This window comes from Pseudaeromonas sp. HNCC25DJ180, from assembly GCF_055413345.1.
In genome coordinates this window covers 1-19,011 of sequence record NZ_JBVAYF010000022.1, presented here as the reverse complement: position 1 = coordinate 19,011, position 19,011 = coordinate 1, and the positions used below count along the sequence as shown (strand labels likewise).

Annotated in this window: 21 protein-coding genes; 13 read left to right on the top strand and 8 right to left on the bottom strand. The window is 57.6% G+C overall.

The features are described 5' to 3' along the window. Nucleotides 1-9 precede the first annotated feature (9 nt). The 5 genes from ACZYTD_RS16585 to ACZYTD_RS16565 all read right to left on the bottom strand — a co-directional run bounded on the left by ACZYTD_RS16585 (nucleotide 10) and on the right by ACZYTD_RS16565 (nucleotide 3,008). A complete protein-coding gene (locus ACZYTD_RS16585; protein ID WP_463893733.1) occupies nucleotides 10-612 on the bottom strand; it encodes a hypothetical protein in 603 nt (200 codons plus the stop codon). Nucleotides 613-689: 77 nt separating this feature from the next. Continuing rightward, complete coding sequence (locus tag ACZYTD_RS16580; RefSeq protein WP_463893732.1) at nucleotides 690-965, bottom strand: hypothetical protein; 276 nt, start codon at nucleotides 963-965, stop codon at nucleotides 690-692. 101 nt (nucleotides 966-1,066) lie between these two features. Continuing rightward, the gene (locus ACZYTD_RS16575; protein WP_463893730.1) at nucleotides 1,067-2,056 is read right to left on the bottom strand and encodes a DUF481 domain-containing protein; all 990 of its coding nucleotides are present in this window, start codon (nucleotides 2,054-2,056) and stop codon (nucleotides 1,067-1,069) included. 74 nt (nucleotides 2,057-2,130) lie between these two features. Next, entirely contained in the window at nucleotides 2,131-2,529 is a 399-nt protein-coding gene (locus ACZYTD_RS16570) for a protease inhibitor I42 family protein (RefSeq protein WP_463893728.1), read from the bottom strand. 35 nt (nucleotides 2,530-2,564) lie between these two features. Next, a complete protein-coding gene (locus tag ACZYTD_RS16565; RefSeq protein WP_463893726.1) occupies nucleotides 2,565-3,008 on the bottom strand; it encodes a protease inhibitor I42 family protein in 444 nt (147 codons plus the stop codon). Nucleotides 3,009-3,290: 282 nt separating this feature from the next. Between ACZYTD_RS16565 and rdgB the strand changes: the two genes are divergently transcribed. The 3 genes from rdgB to ACZYTD_RS16550 all read left to right on the top strand — a co-directional run bounded on the left by rdgB (nucleotide 3,291) and on the right by ACZYTD_RS16550 (nucleotide 5,851). Beyond that, nucleotides 3,291-3,887, top strand: coding sequence for an RdgB/HAM1 family non-canonical purine NTP pyrophosphatase (rdgB, locus tag ACZYTD_RS16560; protein WP_463893725.1), 597 nt, complete (start codon nucleotides 3,291-3,293; stop codon nucleotides 3,885-3,887). A 16-nt stretch (nucleotides 3,888-3,903) separates the two neighbouring features. Continuing rightward, on the top strand, nucleotides 3,904-5,040 hold the full coding sequence (gene hemW / locus ACZYTD_RS16555; RefSeq protein WP_463893723.1) for a radical SAM family heme chaperone HemW: 1,137 nt from the start codon (nucleotides 3,904-3,906) through the stop codon (nucleotides 5,038-5,040). Nucleotides 5,041-5,194: 154 nt separating this feature from the next. Beyond that, nucleotides 5,195-5,851: a peroxiredoxin-like family protein gene (locus tag ACZYTD_RS16550; RefSeq protein ID WP_463893721.1), complete on the top strand. Its 657-nt coding sequence runs from the start codon at nucleotides 5,195-5,197 to the stop codon at nucleotides 5,849-5,851. Nucleotides 5,852-6,020: 169 nt separating this feature from the next. Here ACZYTD_RS16550 and ACZYTD_RS16545 read toward each other — a convergent pair whose 3' ends face one another. Further along, nucleotides 6,021-6,353: a 50S ribosome-binding protein YggL gene (locus ACZYTD_RS16545; RefSeq protein ID WP_463893720.1), complete on the bottom strand. Its 333-nt coding sequence runs from the start codon at nucleotides 6,351-6,353 to the stop codon at nucleotides 6,021-6,023. A 31-nt stretch (nucleotides 6,354-6,384) separates the two neighbouring features. Next, nucleotides 6,385-7,101 carry a tRNA (guanosine(46)-N7)-methyltransferase TrmB gene (trmB, locus tag ACZYTD_RS16540; RefSeq protein WP_463893718.1) on the bottom strand — a complete coding sequence of 239 codons (717 nt, stop codon included), beginning with the start codon at nucleotides 7,099-7,101 and terminating at the stop codon, nucleotides 6,385-6,387. A 253-nt stretch (nucleotides 7,102-7,354) separates the two neighbouring features. Here trmB and mutY point away from each other — a divergent pair, with 253 nt between their 5' ends. The 9 genes from mutY to ACZYTD_RS16495 all read left to right on the top strand — a co-directional run bounded on the left by mutY (nucleotide 7,355) and on the right by ACZYTD_RS16495 (nucleotide 15,194). Beyond that, complete coding sequence (gene mutY / locus ACZYTD_RS16535; RefSeq protein ID WP_463893716.1) at nucleotides 7,355-8,473, top strand: A/G-specific adenine glycosylase; 1,119 nt, start codon at nucleotides 7,355-7,357, stop codon at nucleotides 8,471-8,473. Continuing rightward, the gene (locus ACZYTD_RS16530) at nucleotides 8,470-8,745 is read left to right on the top strand and encodes an oxidative damage protection protein (protein WP_463893714.1); all 276 of its coding nucleotides are present in this window, start codon (nucleotides 8,470-8,472) and stop codon (nucleotides 8,743-8,745) included. The genes mutY and ACZYTD_RS16530 overlap by 4 nt, the downstream gene beginning before the upstream one ends. Nucleotides 8,746-8,913: 168 nt before the next feature. Continuing rightward, nucleotides 8,914-9,456 (top strand): STY0301 family protein, encoded by a 543-nt coding sequence (locus ACZYTD_RS16525; protein ID WP_463893711.1) that lies wholly within the window; start codon nucleotides 8,914-8,916, stop codon nucleotides 9,454-9,456. Between the two features lie 218 nt (nucleotides 9,457-9,674). Beyond that, nucleotides 9,675-11,762 (top strand): pyruvate/proton symporter CstA, encoded by a 2,088-nt coding sequence (gene cstA, locus ACZYTD_RS16520; RefSeq protein ID WP_463893710.1) that lies wholly within the window; start codon nucleotides 9,675-9,677, stop codon nucleotides 11,760-11,762. A 53-nt stretch (nucleotides 11,763-11,815) separates the two neighbouring features. Continuing rightward, the gene (locus tag ACZYTD_RS16515) at nucleotides 11,816-12,013 is read left to right on the top strand and encodes a YbdD/YjiX family protein (RefSeq protein WP_463893708.1); all 198 of its coding nucleotides are present in this window, start codon (nucleotides 11,816-11,818) and stop codon (nucleotides 12,011-12,013) included. A 19-nt stretch (nucleotides 12,014-12,032) separates the two neighbouring features. Then, nucleotides 12,033-13,049: a CobW family GTP-binding protein gene (locus tag ACZYTD_RS16510; RefSeq protein ID WP_463893705.1), complete on the top strand. Its 1,017-nt coding sequence runs from the start codon at nucleotides 12,033-12,035 to the stop codon at nucleotides 13,047-13,049. 437 nt (nucleotides 13,050-13,486) lie between these two features. Continuing rightward, the gene (locus tag ACZYTD_RS16505) at nucleotides 13,487-13,999 is read left to right on the top strand and encodes a PAAR domain-containing protein (RefSeq protein ID WP_463893703.1); all 513 of its coding nucleotides are present in this window, start codon (nucleotides 13,487-13,489) and stop codon (nucleotides 13,997-13,999) included. Further along, nucleotides 13,996-14,850: a DUF6402 family protein gene (locus ACZYTD_RS16500; protein ID WP_463893700.1), complete on the top strand. Its 855-nt coding sequence runs from the start codon at nucleotides 13,996-13,998 to the stop codon at nucleotides 14,848-14,850. Before ACZYTD_RS16505 ends, ACZYTD_RS16500 begins: the two co-directional genes overlap by 4 nt. Next, nucleotides 14,847-15,194, top strand: a complete 348-nt coding sequence (locus tag ACZYTD_RS16495; protein ID WP_463893698.1) for a hypothetical protein — start codon at nucleotides 14,847-14,849, stop codon at nucleotides 15,192-15,194. Before ACZYTD_RS16500 ends, ACZYTD_RS16495 begins: the two co-directional genes overlap by 4 nt. Nucleotides 15,195-15,477: 283 nt before the next feature. Here the strand turns inward: ACZYTD_RS16495 and putP are convergent, their stop codons facing one another. Next, nucleotides 15,478-16,995 (bottom strand): sodium/proline symporter PutP, encoded by a 1,518-nt coding sequence (gene putP, locus ACZYTD_RS16490; RefSeq protein WP_463893696.1) that lies wholly within the window; start codon nucleotides 16,993-16,995, stop codon nucleotides 15,478-15,480. 409 nt (nucleotides 16,996-17,404) lie between these two features. Here putP and aspA point away from each other — a divergent pair, with 409 nt between their 5' ends. Continuing rightward, nucleotides 17,405-18,826 carry an aspartate ammonia-lyase gene (aspA, locus tag ACZYTD_RS16485; protein ID WP_463893694.1) on the top strand — a complete coding sequence of 474 codons (1,422 nt, stop codon included), beginning with the start codon at nucleotides 17,405-17,407 and terminating at the stop codon, nucleotides 18,824-18,826. Nucleotides 18,827-19,011 lie beyond the last annotated feature (185 nt).

Here is a 19,011-nt window from a genome sequence, read left to right as displayed (position 1 = left end):
TCACTGGGCTTATTTGGGGCGCGGTACAGAACCTAACCTTGGCTGCTGAGACTTGGCCTCATCATATTGCGCACAGGCTTTATCCCGCTCGGCTTGGCGGGCGGGCTCCTTGCTGATCCAGGCCAGTACGGTCAACCGCCGACACTGGCGCTGCAGGCCTGCCAACTGCTCGGCTGGGCTACTAACCTCGGCCACGTCACCCTGCGCCCTACTCACAGTGGCAACGCTAGCTTTAACGCTGGCGATACTCTGCCGTTGGTCTGGAGTCGTAGGGACATAGTCGTGAGCCGCGGCACAATACATGGCGCGCTGACTGCCCTCCGGGCTGTTTTCACCAGCGGCCTGCTGACGGCTCAAGGCCTCACACTGTTGACGAAACAGCCCCCTGGCGGCCTGCTGGCAGCGGGATAAAGCGTGAGGATCGGCGATCTTGTCGGCACAGACGCTGACAGGATCGATGCGCCAGAGCTGATGGCTGAACTGGACAGCCTCGCCTTGGTAGCTCAGTTGCTGAGTGACCGGCTGGCTGTTCATGCCATCTGCCACCTGGGACTTAAGCTGCTCGGCCATAAAATCGACCACAGAGCCAAACAACAGTGCACTTAACCACATACACCCTCTCCTTAAGGCATCTGCCGTTAGTAGAACCTGAATGAGGAGCTGCAACAACAAATGGGTCAGCATCTATTTTAATGCCAGCGCACAATAGCCCCCAGCTCACTCAGCCGCCAATTCTCATCCGAGTAGTCCACATAACCAGGCAGGAGTTGGTAAGGCGCCACCAGACAAATATCGTTACAACAGGGCTCTATCAGATGATGTGAGCTCAGCCAACCCAAGCAGTTGATAATGTCACGCTCTGTAAACTCCAACATCAGCTGTTCACAGACCAGATCTTCTAAGGAGAGAGGGCCACATTGCTGTAACCAGCGAACCACGGTAAGCGTGCAGGCATCAAGTTTCATCCCTGACCTCCCAAGGTAGAGTAAGGACTCTACCAAATCCTACACGCGACGGACGAACCCGAACCAGTATGGTAAATGTACCAATATCGTAGCTATGCTGCTTACCAGCTATAACCCAGCCCCAAAAAATGCTTCCAATCCTGATGCGCATCCAGCTCGCCCTCCAACGCATCCAGCTCGGTAGAGACGGTCAGACGCATACTCTGGCTCAGGCTATAGCGCACACCCGCCTCGGCCGTGAGGGCATAATCCACCAGATCGAAGAAGGGATAGCTGTAATCTCCGTTGGTATAGAGCTCCAGCTTACTCTTATCGAAGTTACGACGATAATCCCAACTCACCCCCAGAATGCTAAACTCCATATCAGGCTGGCTGTGATACTGATAGCCGCGGCGACCCAGCAGGCTGCCCAGCTCGAAACGCCCCCGTTTGTCTTCATAGAAGCGGTAGCCTGGGCCGCTGCCATAGCGCCACTCCTGATAGAGATCCTCGATAAAGTCGTGCTGATATTTGCCTTCCCCACGCCAGAACCAGTGACTGCTCCAGAAGTAGTCCAGATCGTTGGTCAGGTCATACTCATAGTTGTTGAGCACCCCATCCTGCCGACTGTGATCCAATGAGCCCTTGATGCCATCCCGCCAGAAGCCCTTGGTCAGCTCATTGTCCGTCTTGAGGCGAATGTCGTTGGTGGCGCTCTCCTGGCGCTTGAGGTTTAGGCTCAAATCCAGATTGCCCTTCCAGGCCAGCTCCTTGCTAAATCGCTCCGGTTGGCTGATCTCCTTGATACTCTCTTTGCGCAGATAACGCTTGGTCGGGCCATGGCTTATCTCTACCAGGGTAACGCCAGGCCCCTCGTTGGCACTGGCCGTCAGATCCAGCTCCAGCAACAGGGGCTTATCCGATTCCAATTTGGCCACGTGCGACCAATCCAGCGTCAGCTCACCGGCATAGGGGGAGACAAAGTGCAGCTTTTCTTTATCCAGCGATTTGATCTGGCCGGTCAGGCGATCACCATTTTTCATCACCAACAGATCGGCATGAGCTTCCAGAGCCACCAGCCAGAGCAGAGAGAACCACAGACGCAACCACATGCCAAGTTCCTGTAATGAGCGCAGGGGAGATAAAGAGGAAGGAGCTCAAGCACAACCTGGTGCTCCCAGCGAGGCTAACGCACCGTCACCGGTATGACAAACTCCCGGGCCGCAGGCTGCAACTCCCAGGTTCGAGCATAGAGCAGATGCAACTGACCCGAGCCGGCGACCTTGGCCTTACAGCGCCACTGCACCTGACCGGGCGCGCCGGGACGCACCGCTTTCTTGGCCACCTTGACCGGATCGCCATGCAGCTCCACGCACTGCAACTGCGCCAAGTGGTCTGGCGCCCACTGCCAAGTGAAGCCGGTGGAGGGCGTTGCCGGTAGGGTCAATATAAACTCACTGCCCACGGTCAAGGCGAGTGGCTTACCCGCATCGGACTGGGCCAGTTGCAAGTGCGGAGGCTCAATGTCCTGCTCACAGCCGGTGATCAACCAGGCCAGTGCCAGCAGATAACCATAACGGGACATAGCAACCTCCATTCAATAATGACGCGGCTATCCGCTTAGGGCACGACGCGCAGATAGAGGGTATAAAAGTTGGCCGCATCGGCTACCTGGGCATGGGAACGGTAGGCCAGGGTCAACATGCCTCGTCCCTGCTCGGTGGCGGCAAACTGCAACCGCTGCATCTTGCACACGTTATTAGTAGCGCTGTCCGCCTCAATACGCTGGGCGGCAGGTTTGAGCAAGGAGCCCGGCGTACGCACCACCTCCCAGTTATAACCGGTACTCGGTTCACCGGGCAGAGCCAAATCCAGAGACTCCCCCACCTTTAGGGTCAGGGTATCGCCATTCTCGGCCATGGTGAGCTCTTTGGCATCGGCACGCATGACACCCGAGCTCAAGCCTGCTTCCGCCGTTGCTCGAGGCTCAGGCGCCTGTTGACACCCACATAGCAGCAACAAGCCCAGGGCAGATATCAGGGCAGACATTTTAACGGGCATCATCTTGTTTCCATCGTTCAGAGGGTACAACCAACAGACATGCTACTGTGCTGAAGATCAATTGTCATGAGCTCTGTCACCTAAGCCGCGAGTAAAGGCCCAGAGCCGCGCCAGAAAGGTCGGTCGGGCGCGGACCTCTGGCCGGAAGAACCTAGGCCACCGGGAAAAAAACCCGCGCTGGCTTTGGCTTTGGCCGGGTAGAAAGCTATCATGGCCGCCATTGATGACTGAGCCTGAATGCTGCCCGACAGCAGCAGGTGACAGGCTGCTGCCAAGGAGAGAAAAATGAATCGAATCGTGCTGGCCACGGGTAATAAAAAGAAGGTGGAAGAGCTCAATGCCATGCTGGATGGTATGGCGTTCAAGGTGATGCCCCAGAGCGACTTCCTAGTGGAGAGCGTACCGGAAACCGGCGCTACCTTTGTCGAAAATGCCATCATCAAGGCACGCCATGCCGCCCGCGTGACCGGCCTAGCCGCCATTGCCGATGACTCGGGGCTGGAAGTGGATGCCCTGCGCGGCGCCCCCGGTGTCTACTCTTCCCGTTTTGCCGGTGAAGATGCCAGTGATGAGGACAACCTGACCAAGCTGCTGGAAGAGCTGGCTTTCCTGCCGCCAATCCTGCGCACCGCCCGCTTCTGGTGTGTTCTGGTCTTCATGCGCCATGCCGATGATCCCACCCCCATCATCTGCCAAGCCAGCTGGGAAGGACAGATAGTGACCGAACCCAAGGGCGAGAATGGCTTTGGTTACGACCCTGTCTTCTTCGTGCCAGAGACCGGCTGCACCGCAGCTCAACTGCCCGCAGCCATCAAGAACCAGCAGAGCCATAGAGCCAAGGCGCTCAAACTGCTGATTGAACGCCTGCAGGAAATCTACTGAGGTGGCCAGCCAGGCCATGCTCCCGCCACTGGCGCTCTATATCCACATCCCCTGGTGTGTGCAGAAGTGTCCCTACTGTGACTTCAACTCCCATGCTTTGAAGCAGGAGGTTCCTGAAGCCCAGTACGTGGCGGCGCTACTGGAAGATCTCAGCTGTGACCTGCCGCTGGTGGCCGGACGCACTCTCAACTCCATCTTCATCGGTGGCGGCACCCCCAGCCTCTTCTCGGCCCAAGCCATAGGCCAACTGCTGCAGGGCGTGGCGGCTCGTATCCCCTTTACCCCGGATATCGAGATCACCATGGAAGCCAACCCAGGCACAATCGAGGCCGGGCGCTTCGCCGGGTTTCAGGCCGCCGGGGTCAACCGTATCAGCATAGGGGTGCAGAGCTTCGACCCCCAGCAGTTGCAAAAGCTCGGCCGCATCCACGACCCGGGGCAGGCTAAACGCGCCGCCGAGCAGGCCGCGGGGCTGAGCCTGCGCAGCTTCAACCTGGATCTGATGCATGGCCTGCCGGGTCAGAGCCTGGAGCAGGCGCTGGACGATCTGCGTCAGGCCATCGCCCTGGCGCCCCCCCACCTCTCCTGGTATCAGTTGACCATAGAGCCCAACACCGCCTTTGGTGCCCGCCCCCCTCGACTACCGGAAGATGAGACGCTGTGGGAGATCCAGGAGCAGGGCCACGCCCTGCTGCTCGCCGCCGGTTATCGCCAGTACGAGATCTCCGCCTACGCCAAGCCAGGCTTCGAGTGTCAGCACAATCTCAACTACTGGCGCTTCGGCGACTACCTGGGTATAGGCTGTGGTGCCCATGGCAAACTGACCCTGAGCAGTGGCGAGATCCGCCGCACCGTCAAGATCAAACATCCCAAGGGGTATCTGGATCCGGCACGCCCCTATCTGGATGAGAGCTGGCCCGTCACCACGGCAGATCTGCCCTTTGAGTTCTTCATGAATCGCTTTCGCCTGTTCGAGGCGGTGCCCAAACAGGAGTTCGTCGCGCGCACCGGCCTAGCGTTGGAGAGCGTGGCCCGCCTGATGACCAGGGCACAAGAGCGCGACTTGCTAACGGAGAGTGCAGATGAGTGGCAAGTGACCGAGCTAGGCCACCGCTACCTGAACGTGCTGTTGGAACTCTTCATGGAGGAGTAACCGCAGCCATAAGCCCACCGCGACACCCTTGATGCATCCAGCTTGCCTGATTTCGCGCGGTTCTGCTCTATACTGATATAAGTGGCAGTAATAATCCGGGTGCCGTCTGGACAACTTGGACAAACGGCACTGGATAAACAGAAGGAGTACGCCGATGAAACTGGCTTCTCAGCTGCAAGCAACCCGGGCCATCCGGGAAAAGCGTTATCCCCCCGATCTGGTGGCGGCGCAGAGTGAAGGCTTCCGCCTGATGAAACAGGCACACTTGGCCAAACAGGCCAAGGGCGTGGGCGAGCTGGCCCCCGACTTCGAACTGCCCGACCTCCAGGGGCACCTCTTCTCGCTGCAAGCCCAGCTGGCCCAAGGGGCTGTGGTACTCACCTTCTTCCCCGGCAGTTGGGGCCCCTATAGCGGCCTGCAACTGGACGCCCTGCAACAGATCCAGCCACGGCTACTAGAGCTAGGTGCCACCCTGATAGCGATCACCCCCCAGCAACACAGGCTGAACCTCATGCTGCAGCAACGCCATGGCCTCAGCTTCCCTCTGCTGCGTGATTTTGACAATCAAGTGGCCCGGCGATTCGGTGTGGCCGTGGAACTCCCCAGTGTGATGATTGACTACCTGGAGCAGCTGGGTATGGATGTGCCCGAATTCAATCAGACGCCCCATTGGGTACTGCCCATGCCCGCCACCTATGTGATAGCGCCCGATGGCCAGATCCGCTATGCCTTTGTAGATGAAGACTTCAGCCTGCGGGCCGAACCCAGCGATCTATTGAGCGCGCTGCAGCACCTGGGGTTGGTGCGTTAGCCAGTGGCGATAAGAGCGAGATGGAGTTAACCGGCGCCCAGGCGGAACCGGCTAAGGTGGATGAGAGTTTCCCCCTCCCCGTGAAAGGGCGATCTCGGCCAAAGGATAAAAGCAGAAGACCCCGCACTGGCGGGGTCTTCTGTTTTAGGGTTGGCACGCCGTGAGGCGCTTATTGCAACTCGCCATACCAGATGTCAAACAGGTTGGAGTGCTTGATGTTCTCCATGCCCTGTTGCTTCAACCATTCACAGCAAGCCTGGATCTCTTCCTCGCTGCACTGACCAATCTTCTGAGTACAGATGAGGCCTTCCCAAGCCAGGTGACCATTACCGGCGAAGGCCAGTTGACGAGGCTCGATCACTTCACTGATCAGGCGGTCGATCAGGCTGTCGATAGCCTCTTCACTGCTGCTGGCAGGAAAGTTCCAGCTCACCTCGAAGCCCAGCTCCTGAAACTCTTCAATGCGCAGTTTCTTGCGCAGACGACGACTACGTTGTGCCATTTGAACTCTCCTAATGGAAATGGGCGGAACTTTAGTTGGCGCGCTGGAATACCAGATCCCAGACACCATGGCCCAAACGATGACCTCTCTGTTCGAACTTGGTCAGCGGACGGGCATCAGGACGCGGCACATAATCGCCGAATGCTGAGGTATTGGTAAAGCCTTCGGCGACACTCATCACCTCCAGCATCTGTTCGGCATAATTCTGCCAGTCGGTGGCCATGTGGAACAGGCCCCCCAGCTTGAGTTTGGGGCGCAGCATCTGCACAAACGGCGCCTGCACTATGCGGCGCTTGTGGTGGCGCGACTTGTGCCAAGGATCCGGGAAGAAGAGTTGCAGGGTATCTATGCTCTGATCCGGGATCATCTGCTCCAGCACCTCTACCGCATCGTGGCAGAAAAGACGCAGGTTGGTGACACCCGCCTCTTCGGCAGAGGTAAGACAGGCGCCGACGCCCGGTCTGTGTACCTCGATACCGATAAAGTTTTTCTCCGGCGCCGCCTTGGCCATCTCCACCAGCGACGCGCCCATACCGAAGCCGATTTCCAGCACCACGGGCGCTTCACGACCAAACAGGGTAGCCAAATCCAGCATCTGACCGGAGAACTCGACGCCCATGACGGGCCACAGCTGGGTTAATGCCCGCTCCTGGCCCTTGGTCAAACGGCCTTCACGGCGCACAAAACTGCGGATACGGCGCATAAGCTGGCCGCCCTCTGTCATCTCAGGCTGATTACTCTCGGTCATCGGCTTCTCTCTGGGTCAAATGGGGAGTGCGAATTATGCAAAGATAGGTGGCGGGCGCAAGTAGGCAAGGGCGATTGCGGCAAATTAAACCACGTTACCCGCTCTGAACCCCCCATTCCCACACAGTTTCCGCGGTTTACAGCCTGCGGCCCATGTGATGCAATCGCCCCTCACCACTCTCCCGGACCATATTGACGCGCTACATCATGCGCCTGCAACGGCACCCAGGCTGCGGCGTGTAACAAGGAATCCTGTGAACCAGCCATTGTCACCCACTCACCCCGTGAGCACTCACTCACCTGGCTTCAGTGCCCGCCTGCTCACCTGGTATCACCAGGCGGGGCGCAAACATCTGCCCTGGCAGCAGGATAAGAGCCCCTACCGGGTCTGGGTGTCGGAGATCATGCTGCAGCAGACCCAGGTTGTCACTGTCATCCCCTATTATCAGCGTTTCATGGCCCGTTTTCCTGACCTGCTGAGCCTGGCCGAGGCCCCGCTGGATGAGGTGCTGCACCACTGGACCGGTCTTGGCTACTATGCCCGGGCGCGTAACCTGCATAAGGCCGCGCAAGTGGTACGGGATGAGCATGGCGGCCAGTTTCCGGTCACCTTCGAGCAGGTTGCCGCCCTGCCGGGCATTGGGCGCTCCACCGCCGGAGCCATACTCTCCCTGGCGCTGGGCCAGCATCACGCCATCCTGGATGGCAATGTGAAGCGGGTACTCACTCGCTGGTTGGCCGAGCCAGGTTGGCCTGGCGAAAAAAAGGTAGAAGAGCGGCTCTGGCGCTGGGCCGAGCAGCTGACCCCGCAGCAAGGCGTGAGCGAATACAACCAGGCCATGATGGACTTGGGCGCCTCGCTGTGCAGCCGCAGCAAACCCCAATGCCACCCCTGTCCACTGCAGGAGGATTGCCAGGCCGCGGCCAGCGGCCAGCCAACCACCTTCCCCCATCCCAAACCGCAGAAAAAAGCCCTGCCCCAGAAGAGTGTTTACTTACTGCTGCTGCAGCAAGCCGATGAACTCTGGCTGGAGCAGCGCCCGCCGCAAGGTATTTGGGGTGGACTCTACAGCTTCCCGGAGTTTGCCTCCCTGGAGGCTGCCGAAGCCTGGCTATTGAGCCAAGGGGCCCACGATTGCTCACTCACCCCTCTGGCCTCATTTCGCCACACCTTTAGCCACTATCATCTGGATATCACCCCCCTGCTGGCCCACTGCAGCCACCCCCTGCCACCACGCAGCATGGAGGGCGCCCGCCAACTCTGGTATAACCTGAAACAACCGGCCAACGTGGGGCTCTCCGCCGCCACGGTCAAGCTGTTAGCCACTTTCCCAACTGCAACTTCCGAACTGCAACATGAGAGGACTCCATGAGCCGCACCGTATTCTGTCAGCGTCTGAAAAAAGAAGCCCCCGGCATGCCCTTCCAACTCATTCCTGGGGAACTGGGCAAGCGCATCTTCGACAACATCTCCCAGGAAGCCTGGAGTGAGTGGCAGAAGAAGCAGACCATGCTGATCAACGAGAAGAAGCTCAATATGATGAACGCCGACCACCGCAGCCTGCTGCAGGCCGAGATGGAGAAGTATCTGTTTGAAGAGGGTGAAGTGCAGATCGACGGCTACGTCCCGCCCAGCCAGCCGTAATCCCGTAACTACCGCAACGGGACAGCCACCTGACTCATAAGATGGCTGTCCTTCGTCCCCTTTCCTTTCCAGGGGACACCCACTCTCGCCTTCTGACTCATAAAATGGCTGTCCCTTCTGTCTCGAGCCAATCCACCTCGTGATGGCTGTCGCAGGTAACCGCCTTTCATGGCGACTAAACCCGCCTATTTTTCGCACCGGAACTGTCGGCCAGAAGCAGGTTACGCTAGCCTACCAGGCACGGATAACCACGCCGCTCATTTTCCTCTGCCGGAGTTGCATATGCTGCTTGCCCTGACGACCCTGATCTCGAGCCTGACCTTTAGCTGCCCCCCTGCCATTACGACCCAGCAACAAGTCGCGGAGTCGGTGCCAGCAGGTTGGAAGGCCGTGGCCCGTGATAGCGGGGGAAACCCTGTCTCTTTGGTGCAGAATGCACTGGAACGCCTCTCCCTGTTTGATGGCGAACCCGGCGGGCTGGCTGATTTGAAACCGGATAACGGCGACAGCGAGCATGAAGCCGCTTACTGGAGCCAGCTTGATGGCTCCCAACTCTATCTGGTCTGCCACTATCGCGGGACCGAGGTCACGCTGCAGCAGCCACTTCCTGCCGCCATCGTCTCGTGCCAGGTGAAACAGCGCGACCCCTTCCATATCACCGGCCTTCGTTGCCAACAAACGGCCCCCCATTCCCAGACCCCAAACCGTTAGGCGACGCCTTGACTCGTTGCACACAACACCACTGCCGATTATCCCGAACCATGGGCTTTAGCTTTTATTGCCACGCCGCTCAAACTTCCCTGCTCTGTTACAAAAAAAAGACCGTAAATCAGTGAACTAGCGCATTTTGCGTCGGTTGAGGCCATATGGGGATTCCGCTAGGCTATTTCGGGATTTTTATTTCCATCAACCTTCAGGGAACTTCACTTATGGACAAGCTTGGAAAGCAGTTGGGCTGGGTGCTGATGGCACTGCTGGCATCCTGCGCCCTCGGCTACATAGCCCTCCATCGCGGCGAGCAGATCAACGCCCTCTGGATCGTGGTGGCCGCCGTCTGCGTCTATCTCATCGCCTATCGCTTCTACGGCCGTTTCATTGCCAGCCGGATCCTGGCGGTGGATGCCAGCCGCATGACACCGGCGGTACGGCATAACGACGGACTGGACTATGTACCGACCGACAAGAAGGTGCTGTTCGGCCACCACTTCGCCGCCATTGCCGGCGCTGGCCCGCTGGTTGGCCCTGTGCTGGCCGCCCAGATGGGCTATCTGCCCGGCATGCTGTGGCTGCTGGCCGGTGTGGTCTTTGCCGGTGCGGTTCAGGACTTCATGGTGCTCTTTATCTCCACCCGTCGCGATGGCCGCTCCCTGGGCGAGCTGATCAAGCTGGAGATGGGCAACCTGGCTGGCAACATTGCCCTGGTCGCCACCTTCATGATCATGGTGATCATCCTCGCCGTACTGGCGATGATAGTGGTCAAGGCGCTGACCCACAGCCCCTGGGGTACCTATACGGTGGCCTGTACCATTCCGCTGGCGCTCTTCATGGGGATCTACACCCGCTATCTGCGCCCCGGCCGCATCGGCGAGGTGTCGCTGATCGGGGTGATCTGCCTGATCTTCACCATCATCTCCGGTGGCTGGATCGCCAGCAATCCGGCCATTGCCCCCTACTTCGACTTCAGCGGCATACAGCTCACCGCCCTGCTGGCGGGCTACGGCTTCATTGCCGCCGTGCTGCCGGTCTGGCTGCTGCTGGCACCCCGTGACTACCTCTCCACCTTTCTCAAGATCGGCACCATAGTCGGGCTGGCCATCGGCATAGTGATCATGCGCCCCACCCTGCAGATGCCGGCACTGACTCCATTTATCGACGGCAGCGGCCCGGTATGGGGCGGCAACCTCTTCCCCTTCCTCTTCATCACCATAGCCTGCGGCGCCGTCTCCGGTTTCCACGCCCTGATCGCCTCCGGCACCACCCCCAAGATGCTGGCCAACGAGAACCAGGCCTGCTTCATCGGCTACGGCGGCATGTTGATGGAATCGTTTGTCGCCATCATGGCGCTGGTGGCCGCCTGCGTCATCAATCCGGGCGTCTACTTCGCCATGAACAGTCCGCTGGCCCTGCTGGCTCCGGCGGGCACAGTGGATGTGGTCGCCTCTGCCGCCCAGGTCGTGAGCAGTTGGGGCTTCCAGATCACCCCGGAAACCCTCAACGAGATCGCCCGCACTGTGGGTGAGCAAAGCATCATCTCCCGTGCCGGTGGTGCCCCGACTCTGGCGGTCGGCATGGCCTACATACTGCACAGTGCCCTGGGCGGTCTGATGGGCGTCGCCTTCTGGTACCACTTTGCCATCCTCTTCGAGGCCCTCTTCATCCTCACCGCCGTCGACGCCGGTACCCGCGCCGCCCGCTTCATGCTGCAGGATCTGCTGGGGAACCTGCTCCCGGCCCTGAAGAGAACCGACTCGCTACCGGCCAACCTGCTCGCCACCGCCCTGTGCGTCATGGCGTGGGGGTACTTCCTCTATCAGGGGGTGGTGGATCCGCTCGGGGGCATCAACACCCTCTGGCCGCTGTTCGGCATTGCCAACCAGATGCTGGCGGCGATCGCCCTGATGCTCTGTGCCGTGGTGCTGTTCAAGATGAAGCGTCAGGCCTATGCCTGGGTTGCCCTGGTGCCGACCGCCTGGCTGCTGATCTGCACCCTGACGGCCGGTTGGGAAAAGAGCTTCAGCAGCAATCCGAAGCTGGGCTTTCTGGCCATAGCCAACAAGTTCCAGGCCATGCTGGACAGCGGCAACATACCGGCGCAATACACTCGCTCGCAACTGAGCCAGTTGGTCTTCAACAACCGCCTGGATGCCGGCCTCACCCTCTTCTTCATGGGCGTGGTAGTGGTGCTGGCGTTCTTTGCCATCCAGACGGCGCGCCTCTCCTTGCGTAGCGCGCAACCCACCTCTGGCGAAGTGCGCTACCAGCCCATGTCGGCCCACGCCGACGAGATGGCGATGTAAAAACCGGACGGGCCCCGCCCTGTGCGGCGGTGCCCTCTTATCGAGGAGGCTCCATGTTCGATACCCTGGCCAAGGCGGGAAAATATCTGGGACAGGCCGCCAAGCTGATGGTTGGCGTCCCCGACTATGACAACTATGTGCAGCACATGCGGCTGACCCACCCGGAGCAAACCCCCATGAGCTACGAAGCCTTCTTTCGCGAGCGCCAGGAGGCCCGCTACGGCGGCAAGAGTGGCGGTCGCTGCTGCTGATTATTTACGGGAGTCCATCATGGATCAGGCTGTTGCGGTGACCCTGCTGACCGGTTTTCTCGGGTCTGGCAAGACCACACTGCTCAATCACTACCTGCGTCACCACGCCACGGAGCCGCTGGCCATAGTCGAAAACGAGCTGGGGGCCGCCAACATCGACGGCGCCCTGCTGGCCACAGGCGAACAGCTCAGTGTGGTGGAGCTCAGTAACGGCTGTGTCTGCTGCAGCGTCCGCGGCGAATTCAGCGCCGCCCTCACTGCGCTGCTGGCGCGACGCGCCCGTGGCGAGATCCACTTCCAGCGTCTGATCATCGAGACCACGGGAGTGGCCGACCCGGCCCCCATCATCCAGACCTTCTTCGTGGAGGAGACGCTGCGGGAGGCCCTGCGCCTCGATGCCGTCATCACCCTGGCGGATTGCCAGCATATAGCGCGTCAGCTTGATGAACATCCGGTCGCCGCCGCCCAGATCGCCTTTGCCGACCGCATCCTGCTGACCAAGTGCGACAGGGTCAGCGAGCAGGAGCGGGAGGCGGCCATGGCGCGCCTGCATCACATCAACCGCAAGGCGCAGATCTACGACATAGCCCAGGGCGTCTGTCCGCCCGGACTGTGGCTGGACCTGGATGCCTTTGCCCTGAGCGATGAACTGGAGTTGAGCCTAGGCGTGCAGCAGGTGCGAGAAGGCCGCCTGCACTTCAAGGCCTTTCGCCCCCTCGCCACGCCAGAACCCGCCAGACACGATCTGATAGCCGCGCACCTCTTCGAGGGGCCGTTACTAGATCTGAAGAAGATTGGCGCCTTTATGGAGCAGTGCATAGCGCAATATGGCAATGACATGCTGCGCTACAAGGGGGTACTGGCCATCGCTGGCGAGCCTCGACGCCTGATAGTACAGGGCGTACACAAGGTGGCCGGTTTCGACTACGGCTCTCCCTGGCAAGATGAACCGCCCCGCTCCCAGCTGGTCATCATTGGCCGCTATCTCCCCATAGCGGCACTTAACGAAGCCTTTGCCAATACCGCCAGTCAATAACCCCACCAGAAGAGACCAATAAAAAAGGACAGCCACCTGATTCATAAGATGGCTGTCCCTTTCGCTTTCTGAGATGGCTGTTCCCTCTGACTACTTGAGATGTCTGCCCCTTCGACTTATCGGGCAACCGAGGTTTTCAAACTTCGCCATGAGCCCTTAGTCTCGTTGGCCATCCAGATGGGATTTGCTGACTCATGCGTGTGGTGACGAGGTGACATTTAAACCGTTCACCCAGATCGGTCGGTCAATTCATCCTTAACATTGCTCAAAAAATGCCACGAACTGGCCCTAATTGCGTTGTTCACCCCTTAATAGGGCGTTAGACGATTCATTCAAATTAAAGTCCAGATTTCACTCAAACAGACAAAACTAACAGCTTGAATAACCAGTCAATCAGCATAGATTTCTGAACTCTTTCAAACTTATTTGGAGAACATATGCCCTTAGCTGCCAGAGTGGGTGATGCACATGCTTGCCCTAAGAAAGGTCATTCTGTAAATAGTATTACTTCCGGTTCTAATAATGTACTTATTAACAGTATTCCCGCTGCCCGCCTTGGTGATACGACTAGCTGTGGCGCTACAATTGTGGCTGGTAGTTCGACCGTTTTTATTAATGGCCTGCCTGCCGCATTGGTCGGGTCAGCAACTTCACATGGTGGTGTGCTCATCGGCGGTTCTAGTAATGTGCTGATTGGCGATATCTATACTCCACCATCACAATCAACAATATCTACTCCTCTCGTTACAAAGCCATTCAATCAGCATTTTCAGCTTACTGATCAATCTGGTAACCCCGCAAGGGGGTTCACCTATCTGATCCAAACACCTGAAGAGGATATTTCGGGTGATACGTGCGAACAAGGTAAAACGGTTATTTGCCATAGTAATACAATGCAACACATTACATTAGCTCACGCTTTTCAATCTGAAATAGGAGTTAAAAAATGACTTTGGCAACTGCGACTACAACACCTCGTAGTGATATGGATCCTGTCCAGGTAATTGTTGATCCTCTTCATTTAGATGAGCTCCCTGACATCATGGACGCAATGAATTGGCGTACCGCTGGAAAGTTGATGCGATACTGGTTTGACATGGAGGAAGCTTATGTGATGACTCCTGATGTTAGATCAGGAAAAGTTAGCTCTCTATCTTTACCATCCAACCGATATAATGACGATATAGTCAAAATAGAATGGTTACTATCTCAGCCGATGTGGCATGCAGCGACAATTGATATTCATAATTCATGGGTATCATCTAAAGGCATAGATAGACTCAGAATTTTATTAAAAAATGTTGGATGGACCATAGGGAAAAGAACCCCAACGCACTTAGGTTCTACCACTTATTCAGCTAGAGAATGCGATGCATTATCCCAGGTAAACAGAGTTGATGTGGGCAATAAACTTAACCGAGTTGATGGCTTATATGGTGGCATTGGTAATGGAACACTGAAAATAGCCGTTGTTGGTACTGCATTTAACCGCAACGGTCGTGATTTCTTTCGAGTTGAGAAAACGGGTTTATACCTTCGGGATAGTTATGATTTTGAAGGTGACAATGAACCACTCGGCATCTGGAGTAAACAAATGAATAGATGTTTAGGTAAATTAGATACTATCGCATATCTTTCGTCTCCACTGTTTTTCGCATTAAAAGGATATGTTCCCGTTTTCAATCGTGACTTTAGGCGCTGGCAAGAAGCACATAAGAACGATAAAAAGAAAGGTGGGGATTTTATAGTTTACTCTGATGTGAAGTGGCGAAATGAATCTGGGTGGGAAATTCCACTATGAATCGGCGACTCACATTGTACATCTTGACCGTGGCACTCTTTTTTATTTCATTTGTTCTTTTATCTCCATATCTAGCAAAAAAATATGGGAATCACCTTTTTTTAGATATAAGCCCAGATAGAAAATACAGAATAGAGACACTGAAAGTTTCCAGTTTTTATTTTGGTGACCTTAAAATGGATACTCCTGGATTTGTTAGAGCATACGACAAAAGTGGCAAATTATTTTATGAAAGTGAAATCTTTGATTTATATGATAACTGTCAGATTTCTTGGCCGGCCCCCGAGGTTGGATTACCCAAGATAATAGTAGGTATGGATGTATCAATTCCAGTTAATGACTAAAAAACCGTCTGATCAGGCAGCCAGGGGTTTCAAACTGCGCTATGGACCTTTGGCCACATTGGCCTGCAAGTCTACATGGAAGGATTAACGGCGTGTCGGCGTCCACTTGTCCCGCCAGCACACTGGCACCAACTCGTGGGATATTGCCATGGGGCACCCACTTACCCCAGAGATCGCTGTCCCCTCTGACTCAAGATGGCTGTCCCTTCCGCTTACAAAATGGCTGTCCCTTCTACTTTTTTATGCTTAAAAAAATCCCGGCGGTGGCCGGGATTTCAGAGGGTCAGGATTCGGTCACCGGCATACGCAGTGGCTCGGTGGGGGTGTCCAGCTCGTGCTGCATCTGGCGGAAGCGGTTATGCATGGCCACTGAGGGCGCCTTGTCCAGCAGGCTGAACAGCACAATCGCCAGGGTGGCGAAGCTAAAGCCCGGCACCATCTCGTAGAGACCAAACCAGGCGCCATTACGCCAGATGATGACGGTGATGGCTCCCATCAACATACCGGCCAGCGCGCCGTTGCGGGTCATGCGCGGCCACAGCAGTGACAGCAGCACCACGGGGCCGAAGGCCGAACCGAAACCGGCCCAGGCGTAGCCCACCAGACCCAGCACCTTACTGGTAGGATCCATGGCGATAACAATGGCGATCACCGCCACCACCAGCACCATGGTGCGTCCCACCCAGACCAGCTCGCTCTGGGAGGCGTTCGGGCGCACAAACACCTTGTAGAAGTCTTCGGTCAACGCCGAGGAGGAGACCAGCAGTTGGCAGGAGAGCGTGCTCATGATGGCCGCCAGAATGGCCGAGAGCAGAATACCGGCCACCCAGGGGTTGAACAGCAGATAGGAGAGCTCGATAAAGACGGTCTCGTGATTGCCCCGCACCGCGGTGGATTGCTCGGGGTGGGCGGCGAAGTAGGCAATACCGAAATAACCCACCGCCACGGCGCCACCCAGACAGAGGATCATCCAGATCATGCCGATACGGCGGGCCTTGGGAATGCCGCTGGCCGAGTTGATGGCCATGAAGCGCGCCAGAATATGGGGCTGGCCCATATAACCCAGACCCCAGGCCATCAGGGAGATGATGCCTATGGTGCTGGTGCCGTGGAACAGATCGCTGTACTTCATATCGATGGCATTGATGGCCGCCACCGTGGTATCCAGCCCGCCATTACTGAGGATCACTATGGTCGGCGTCAGCAGCAGGGCGAAGATCATCAGGGTCGCCTGCACCGTATCGGTCCAGCTCACCGCCAGAAAGCCACCGACAAACACATAGAGGATGGTGGCCGCCGCCCCCGCCCAGAGTGCCACATCGTAGCTCAGGCCAAAGCTCTGCTCGAACAGGCGCGCCCCGGCCACCATGCCCGAGGCACAGTAGATGGTGAAGAAGATCAGAATGATCAGTGCCGCACTCACCCGCAGAACACGGGAGCTATCCTCGAACCTGTGGGTCAGGAACTCGGGCAGGGTCAGGGCGTTGTTACAGATTTCGGTATAGACGCGCAAGCGCCCGGCTACGAAGAGCCAGTTAAACCAGGCGCCCAGGATCAGGCCAATGGCAATCCAGCTCTCGCTGATGCCCGAGGCAAACACGGCACCGGGCAGCCCCAGCAGCAACCAGCCACTCATGTCCGAGGCACCGGCGCTCATGGCCGTGACAAAGCTGCCCAGACTGCGCCCACCCAGAATGTAATCAGACAGGTTTCTGGTATAGCGCCAGGCGGCAAAACCAATCCCGATCATGGCCAGAATATAGATGACGAAGGTAATCGTCGTCGGAGTACTCATGTTCATTGGCATCCTCTCTTTGTTGCCAAGGGTTCGTACAGGGTAAAACGCCCCTGCTACGGCATAGGGTCGCAGATTCTACTCCATGAAAACCCCTTGATCGAGCAGGCTTTTTTTCCTATTTGGCAGAGGAATATATCGCCATGGCAGCACCAACTATGGGCATATGCCAAATATTGTGCCATTAACGTGCATTCGGCCAAGATCACAGAGCCATTCGCTGCCGAATAAAATACCGCGCACCACCAGAGGGCAACAGGACGACCCAAATGGCATAGTTTGAAGCAGATGATTCCCCTGCCCGGCCGATTAAGTTCGTTCACCATCAAACTGGAGATCCAGGGGTTATCACCTATCCCGGCCGCTGGCTGTGCCAAAATAAGCAAAGAGGCTACCACTTTACAGGAGCGGCACCATGTCAACGCCATCACGCGAAGAGGCCGATCTGCTGGGCACCATGACGCTGGATAACCGCCATTACTACGGCATCCATACCCAGCGGGCGCTGGATAACTTCCAGATCAGCCGCCAGCAGATGAACGATCTCCCCGCCTTTATCAGCGCCCTGGTGCTGACCAAGAAGGCCGCCGCCCAGGCCAACCGGGCGCTGGGCACCCTGGATCCCGACCGGGCCGGCATGATCATCGCCGCCTGTGATCTGATGCTGGAGAGCCGTCGCTGTTACGACCAGTTTCCCGTCGATCTGTTTCAAGGCGGCGCCGGCACCTCGGTCAATATGAACTGCAACGAGGTGATCGCCAATCTGGCGCTGGAGCTGGCGGGCCACCCCAAGGGCAGCTATCAGATCCTCCATCCCAACGATCACGTCAACCGCTGCCAGTCCACCAACGATGTCTATCCCACCGCCTTTCGCGTGGCGCTGTTCGAAAGCACCTTCGCTCTGCTGCGCGAGCTCAAGCAGGTGATCAAGGCGTTCGATGACAAGGCGGTGAGCTTCAAGGAGGTGCTGAAGATGGGGCGCACCCAGTTGCAAGATGCGGTGCCCATGACCCTGGGCCAGGAGTTTCACGCCTTTGCCGTCACCCTGCGCGAAGAGATCAAGAGCATCAGCCGCTGCCAGCAACTGCTGCTGGAGGTCAACCTGGGCGCCACCGCCATCGGCACCGGCATGAACACCCCGCCCGACTACTCCAGCCTGGCCATCCGCTATCTGGCCGAGCTGACCGGCCACAGCTTTGTGCCCGCCGAAGATCTTATCGAGGCCACCTCCGACTGCGGTGCCTACCTGATGCTGCACAGCGCCTACAAGCGGCTGGCCATGAAGCTCTCCAAGATCTGCAACGATCTGCGGCTGTTAAGCTCGGGCCCGCGCGCAGGTCTCGGCGAAATCAACCTGCCCAGACGGCAGGCGGGCTCCTCCATCATGCCCGCCAAGGTCAACCCCGTGATCCCGGAAGTGGTGAACCAGATCGCCTTCAAGGTGATGGGCAACGATGTGACCGTGACCATGGCCGCCGAGGCCGGCCAGTTGCAACTCAACGTGATGGAGCCTGTGATAGCCCAGTGCCTGTTCGAATCGCTGGAGCTGCTGACCAACGGCTGCCGCGCCCTGCGGGAGAAGTGCATCGAAGGGATCAGCGCCAACCAGGCCCAGTGCGAACACTATGTCTTCAGCTCCATCGGTCTGGTCACCTTTCTCACCCCCTATATCGGCCACCACGCCTGCGACGAGATCGGCAAAGCCTGCGCCCTCACCGGCCAAACGGTACGCGAAGCGGTACTGGAGCGCGGCCTGCTCACCGCCGCCCAACTGGACGAGATCTTCAGCGTCGAGAACCTGCGCAAACCCCGCTACCCGCTAAATAACCGCGCCTAATTATGCTACGGCGACGAGGTAGCACACGCTGACACGCCGTGAACCCATCCTTGGGCTCTCTCTTGTACATATCTTTGGTCGATTGGTGAGATAAATGCCGAAAAAAGCGTCGAACAGCTCCTCCCCCTGCCAAGGGGGAGGTTGGGAGGGGGTGGCTTTTGATGTTTCACAAGCTAAAAAGCAAA

Bases quoted from the DNA above. Each gene is read 5' to 3' on its own strand.
- rdgB (WP_463893725.1), top strand. From the start codon at position 3,291: ATGAATCGAATCGTGCTGGCCACGGGTAATAAAAAGAAGGTGGAAGAG.
- ACZYTD_RS16550 (WP_463893721.1), top strand. From the start codon at position 5,195: ATGAAACTGGCTTCTCAGCTGCAAGCAACCCGGGCCATCCGGGAAAAG.
- trmB (WP_463893718.1), bottom strand. From the start codon at position 7,101: ATGACCGAGAGTAATCAGCCTGAGATGACAGAGGGCGGCCAGCTTATG.
- ACZYTD_RS16515 (WP_463893708.1), top strand. From the start codon at position 11,816: ATGTTCGATACCCTGGCCAAGGCGGGAAAATATCTGGGACAGGCCGCC.
- ACZYTD_RS16585 (WP_463893733.1), bottom strand. From the start codon at position 612: ATGTGGTTAAGTGCACTGTTGTTTGGCTCTGTGGTCGATTTTATGGCC.
- ACZYTD_RS16530 (WP_463893714.1), top strand. From the start codon at position 8,470: ATGAGCCGCACCGTATTCTGTCAGCGTCTGAAAAAAGAAGCCCCCGGC.
- ACZYTD_RS16580 (WP_463893732.1), bottom strand. From the start codon at position 965: ATGAAACTTGATGCCTGCACGCTTACCGTGGTTCGCTGGTTACAGCAA.
- ACZYTD_RS16575 (WP_463893730.1), bottom strand. From the start codon at position 2,056: ATGTGGTTGCGTCTGTGGTTCTCTCTGCTCTGGCTGGTGGCTCTGGAA.
- ACZYTD_RS16500 (WP_463893700.1), top strand. From the start codon at position 13,996: ATGACTTTGGCAACTGCGACTACAACACCTCGTAGTGATATGGATCCT.
- ACZYTD_RS16510 (WP_463893705.1), top strand. From the start codon at position 12,033: ATGGATCAGGCTGTTGCGGTGACCCTGCTGACCGGTTTTCTCGGGTCT.
- ACZYTD_RS16565 (WP_463893726.1), bottom strand. From the start codon at position 3,008: ATGATGCCCGTTAAAATGTCTGCCCTGATATCTGCCCTGGGCTTGTTG.
- ACZYTD_RS16505 (WP_463893703.1), top strand. From the start codon at position 13,487: ATGCCCTTAGCTGCCAGAGTGGGTGATGCACATGCTTGCCCTAAGAAA.
- ACZYTD_RS16545 (WP_463893720.1), bottom strand. From the start codon at position 6,353: ATGGCACAACGTAGTCGTCGTCTGCGCAAGAAACTGCGCATTGAAGAG.
- ACZYTD_RS16525 (WP_463893711.1), top strand. From the start codon at position 8,914: ATGGCGACTAAACCCGCCTATTTTTCGCACCGGAACTGTCGGCCAGAA.
- putP (WP_463893696.1), bottom strand. From the start codon at position 16,995: ATGAACATGAGTACTCCGACGACGATTACCTTCGTCATCTATATTCTG.
- cstA (WP_463893710.1), top strand. From the start codon at position 9,675: ATGGACAAGCTTGGAAAGCAGTTGGGCTGGGTGCTGATGGCACTGCTG.
- ACZYTD_RS16495 (WP_463893698.1), top strand. From the start codon at position 14,847: ATGAATCGGCGACTCACATTGTACATCTTGACCGTGGCACTCTTTTTT.
- aspA (WP_463893694.1), top strand. From the start codon at position 17,405: ATGTCAACGCCATCACGCGAAGAGGCCGATCTGCTGGGCACCATGACG.
- ACZYTD_RS16570 (WP_463893728.1), bottom strand. From the start codon at position 2,529: ATGTCCCGTTATGGTTATCTGCTGGCACTGGCCTGGTTGATCACCGGC.
- hemW (WP_463893723.1), top strand. From the start codon at position 3,904: ATGCTCCCGCCACTGGCGCTCTATATCCACATCCCCTGGTGTGTGCAG.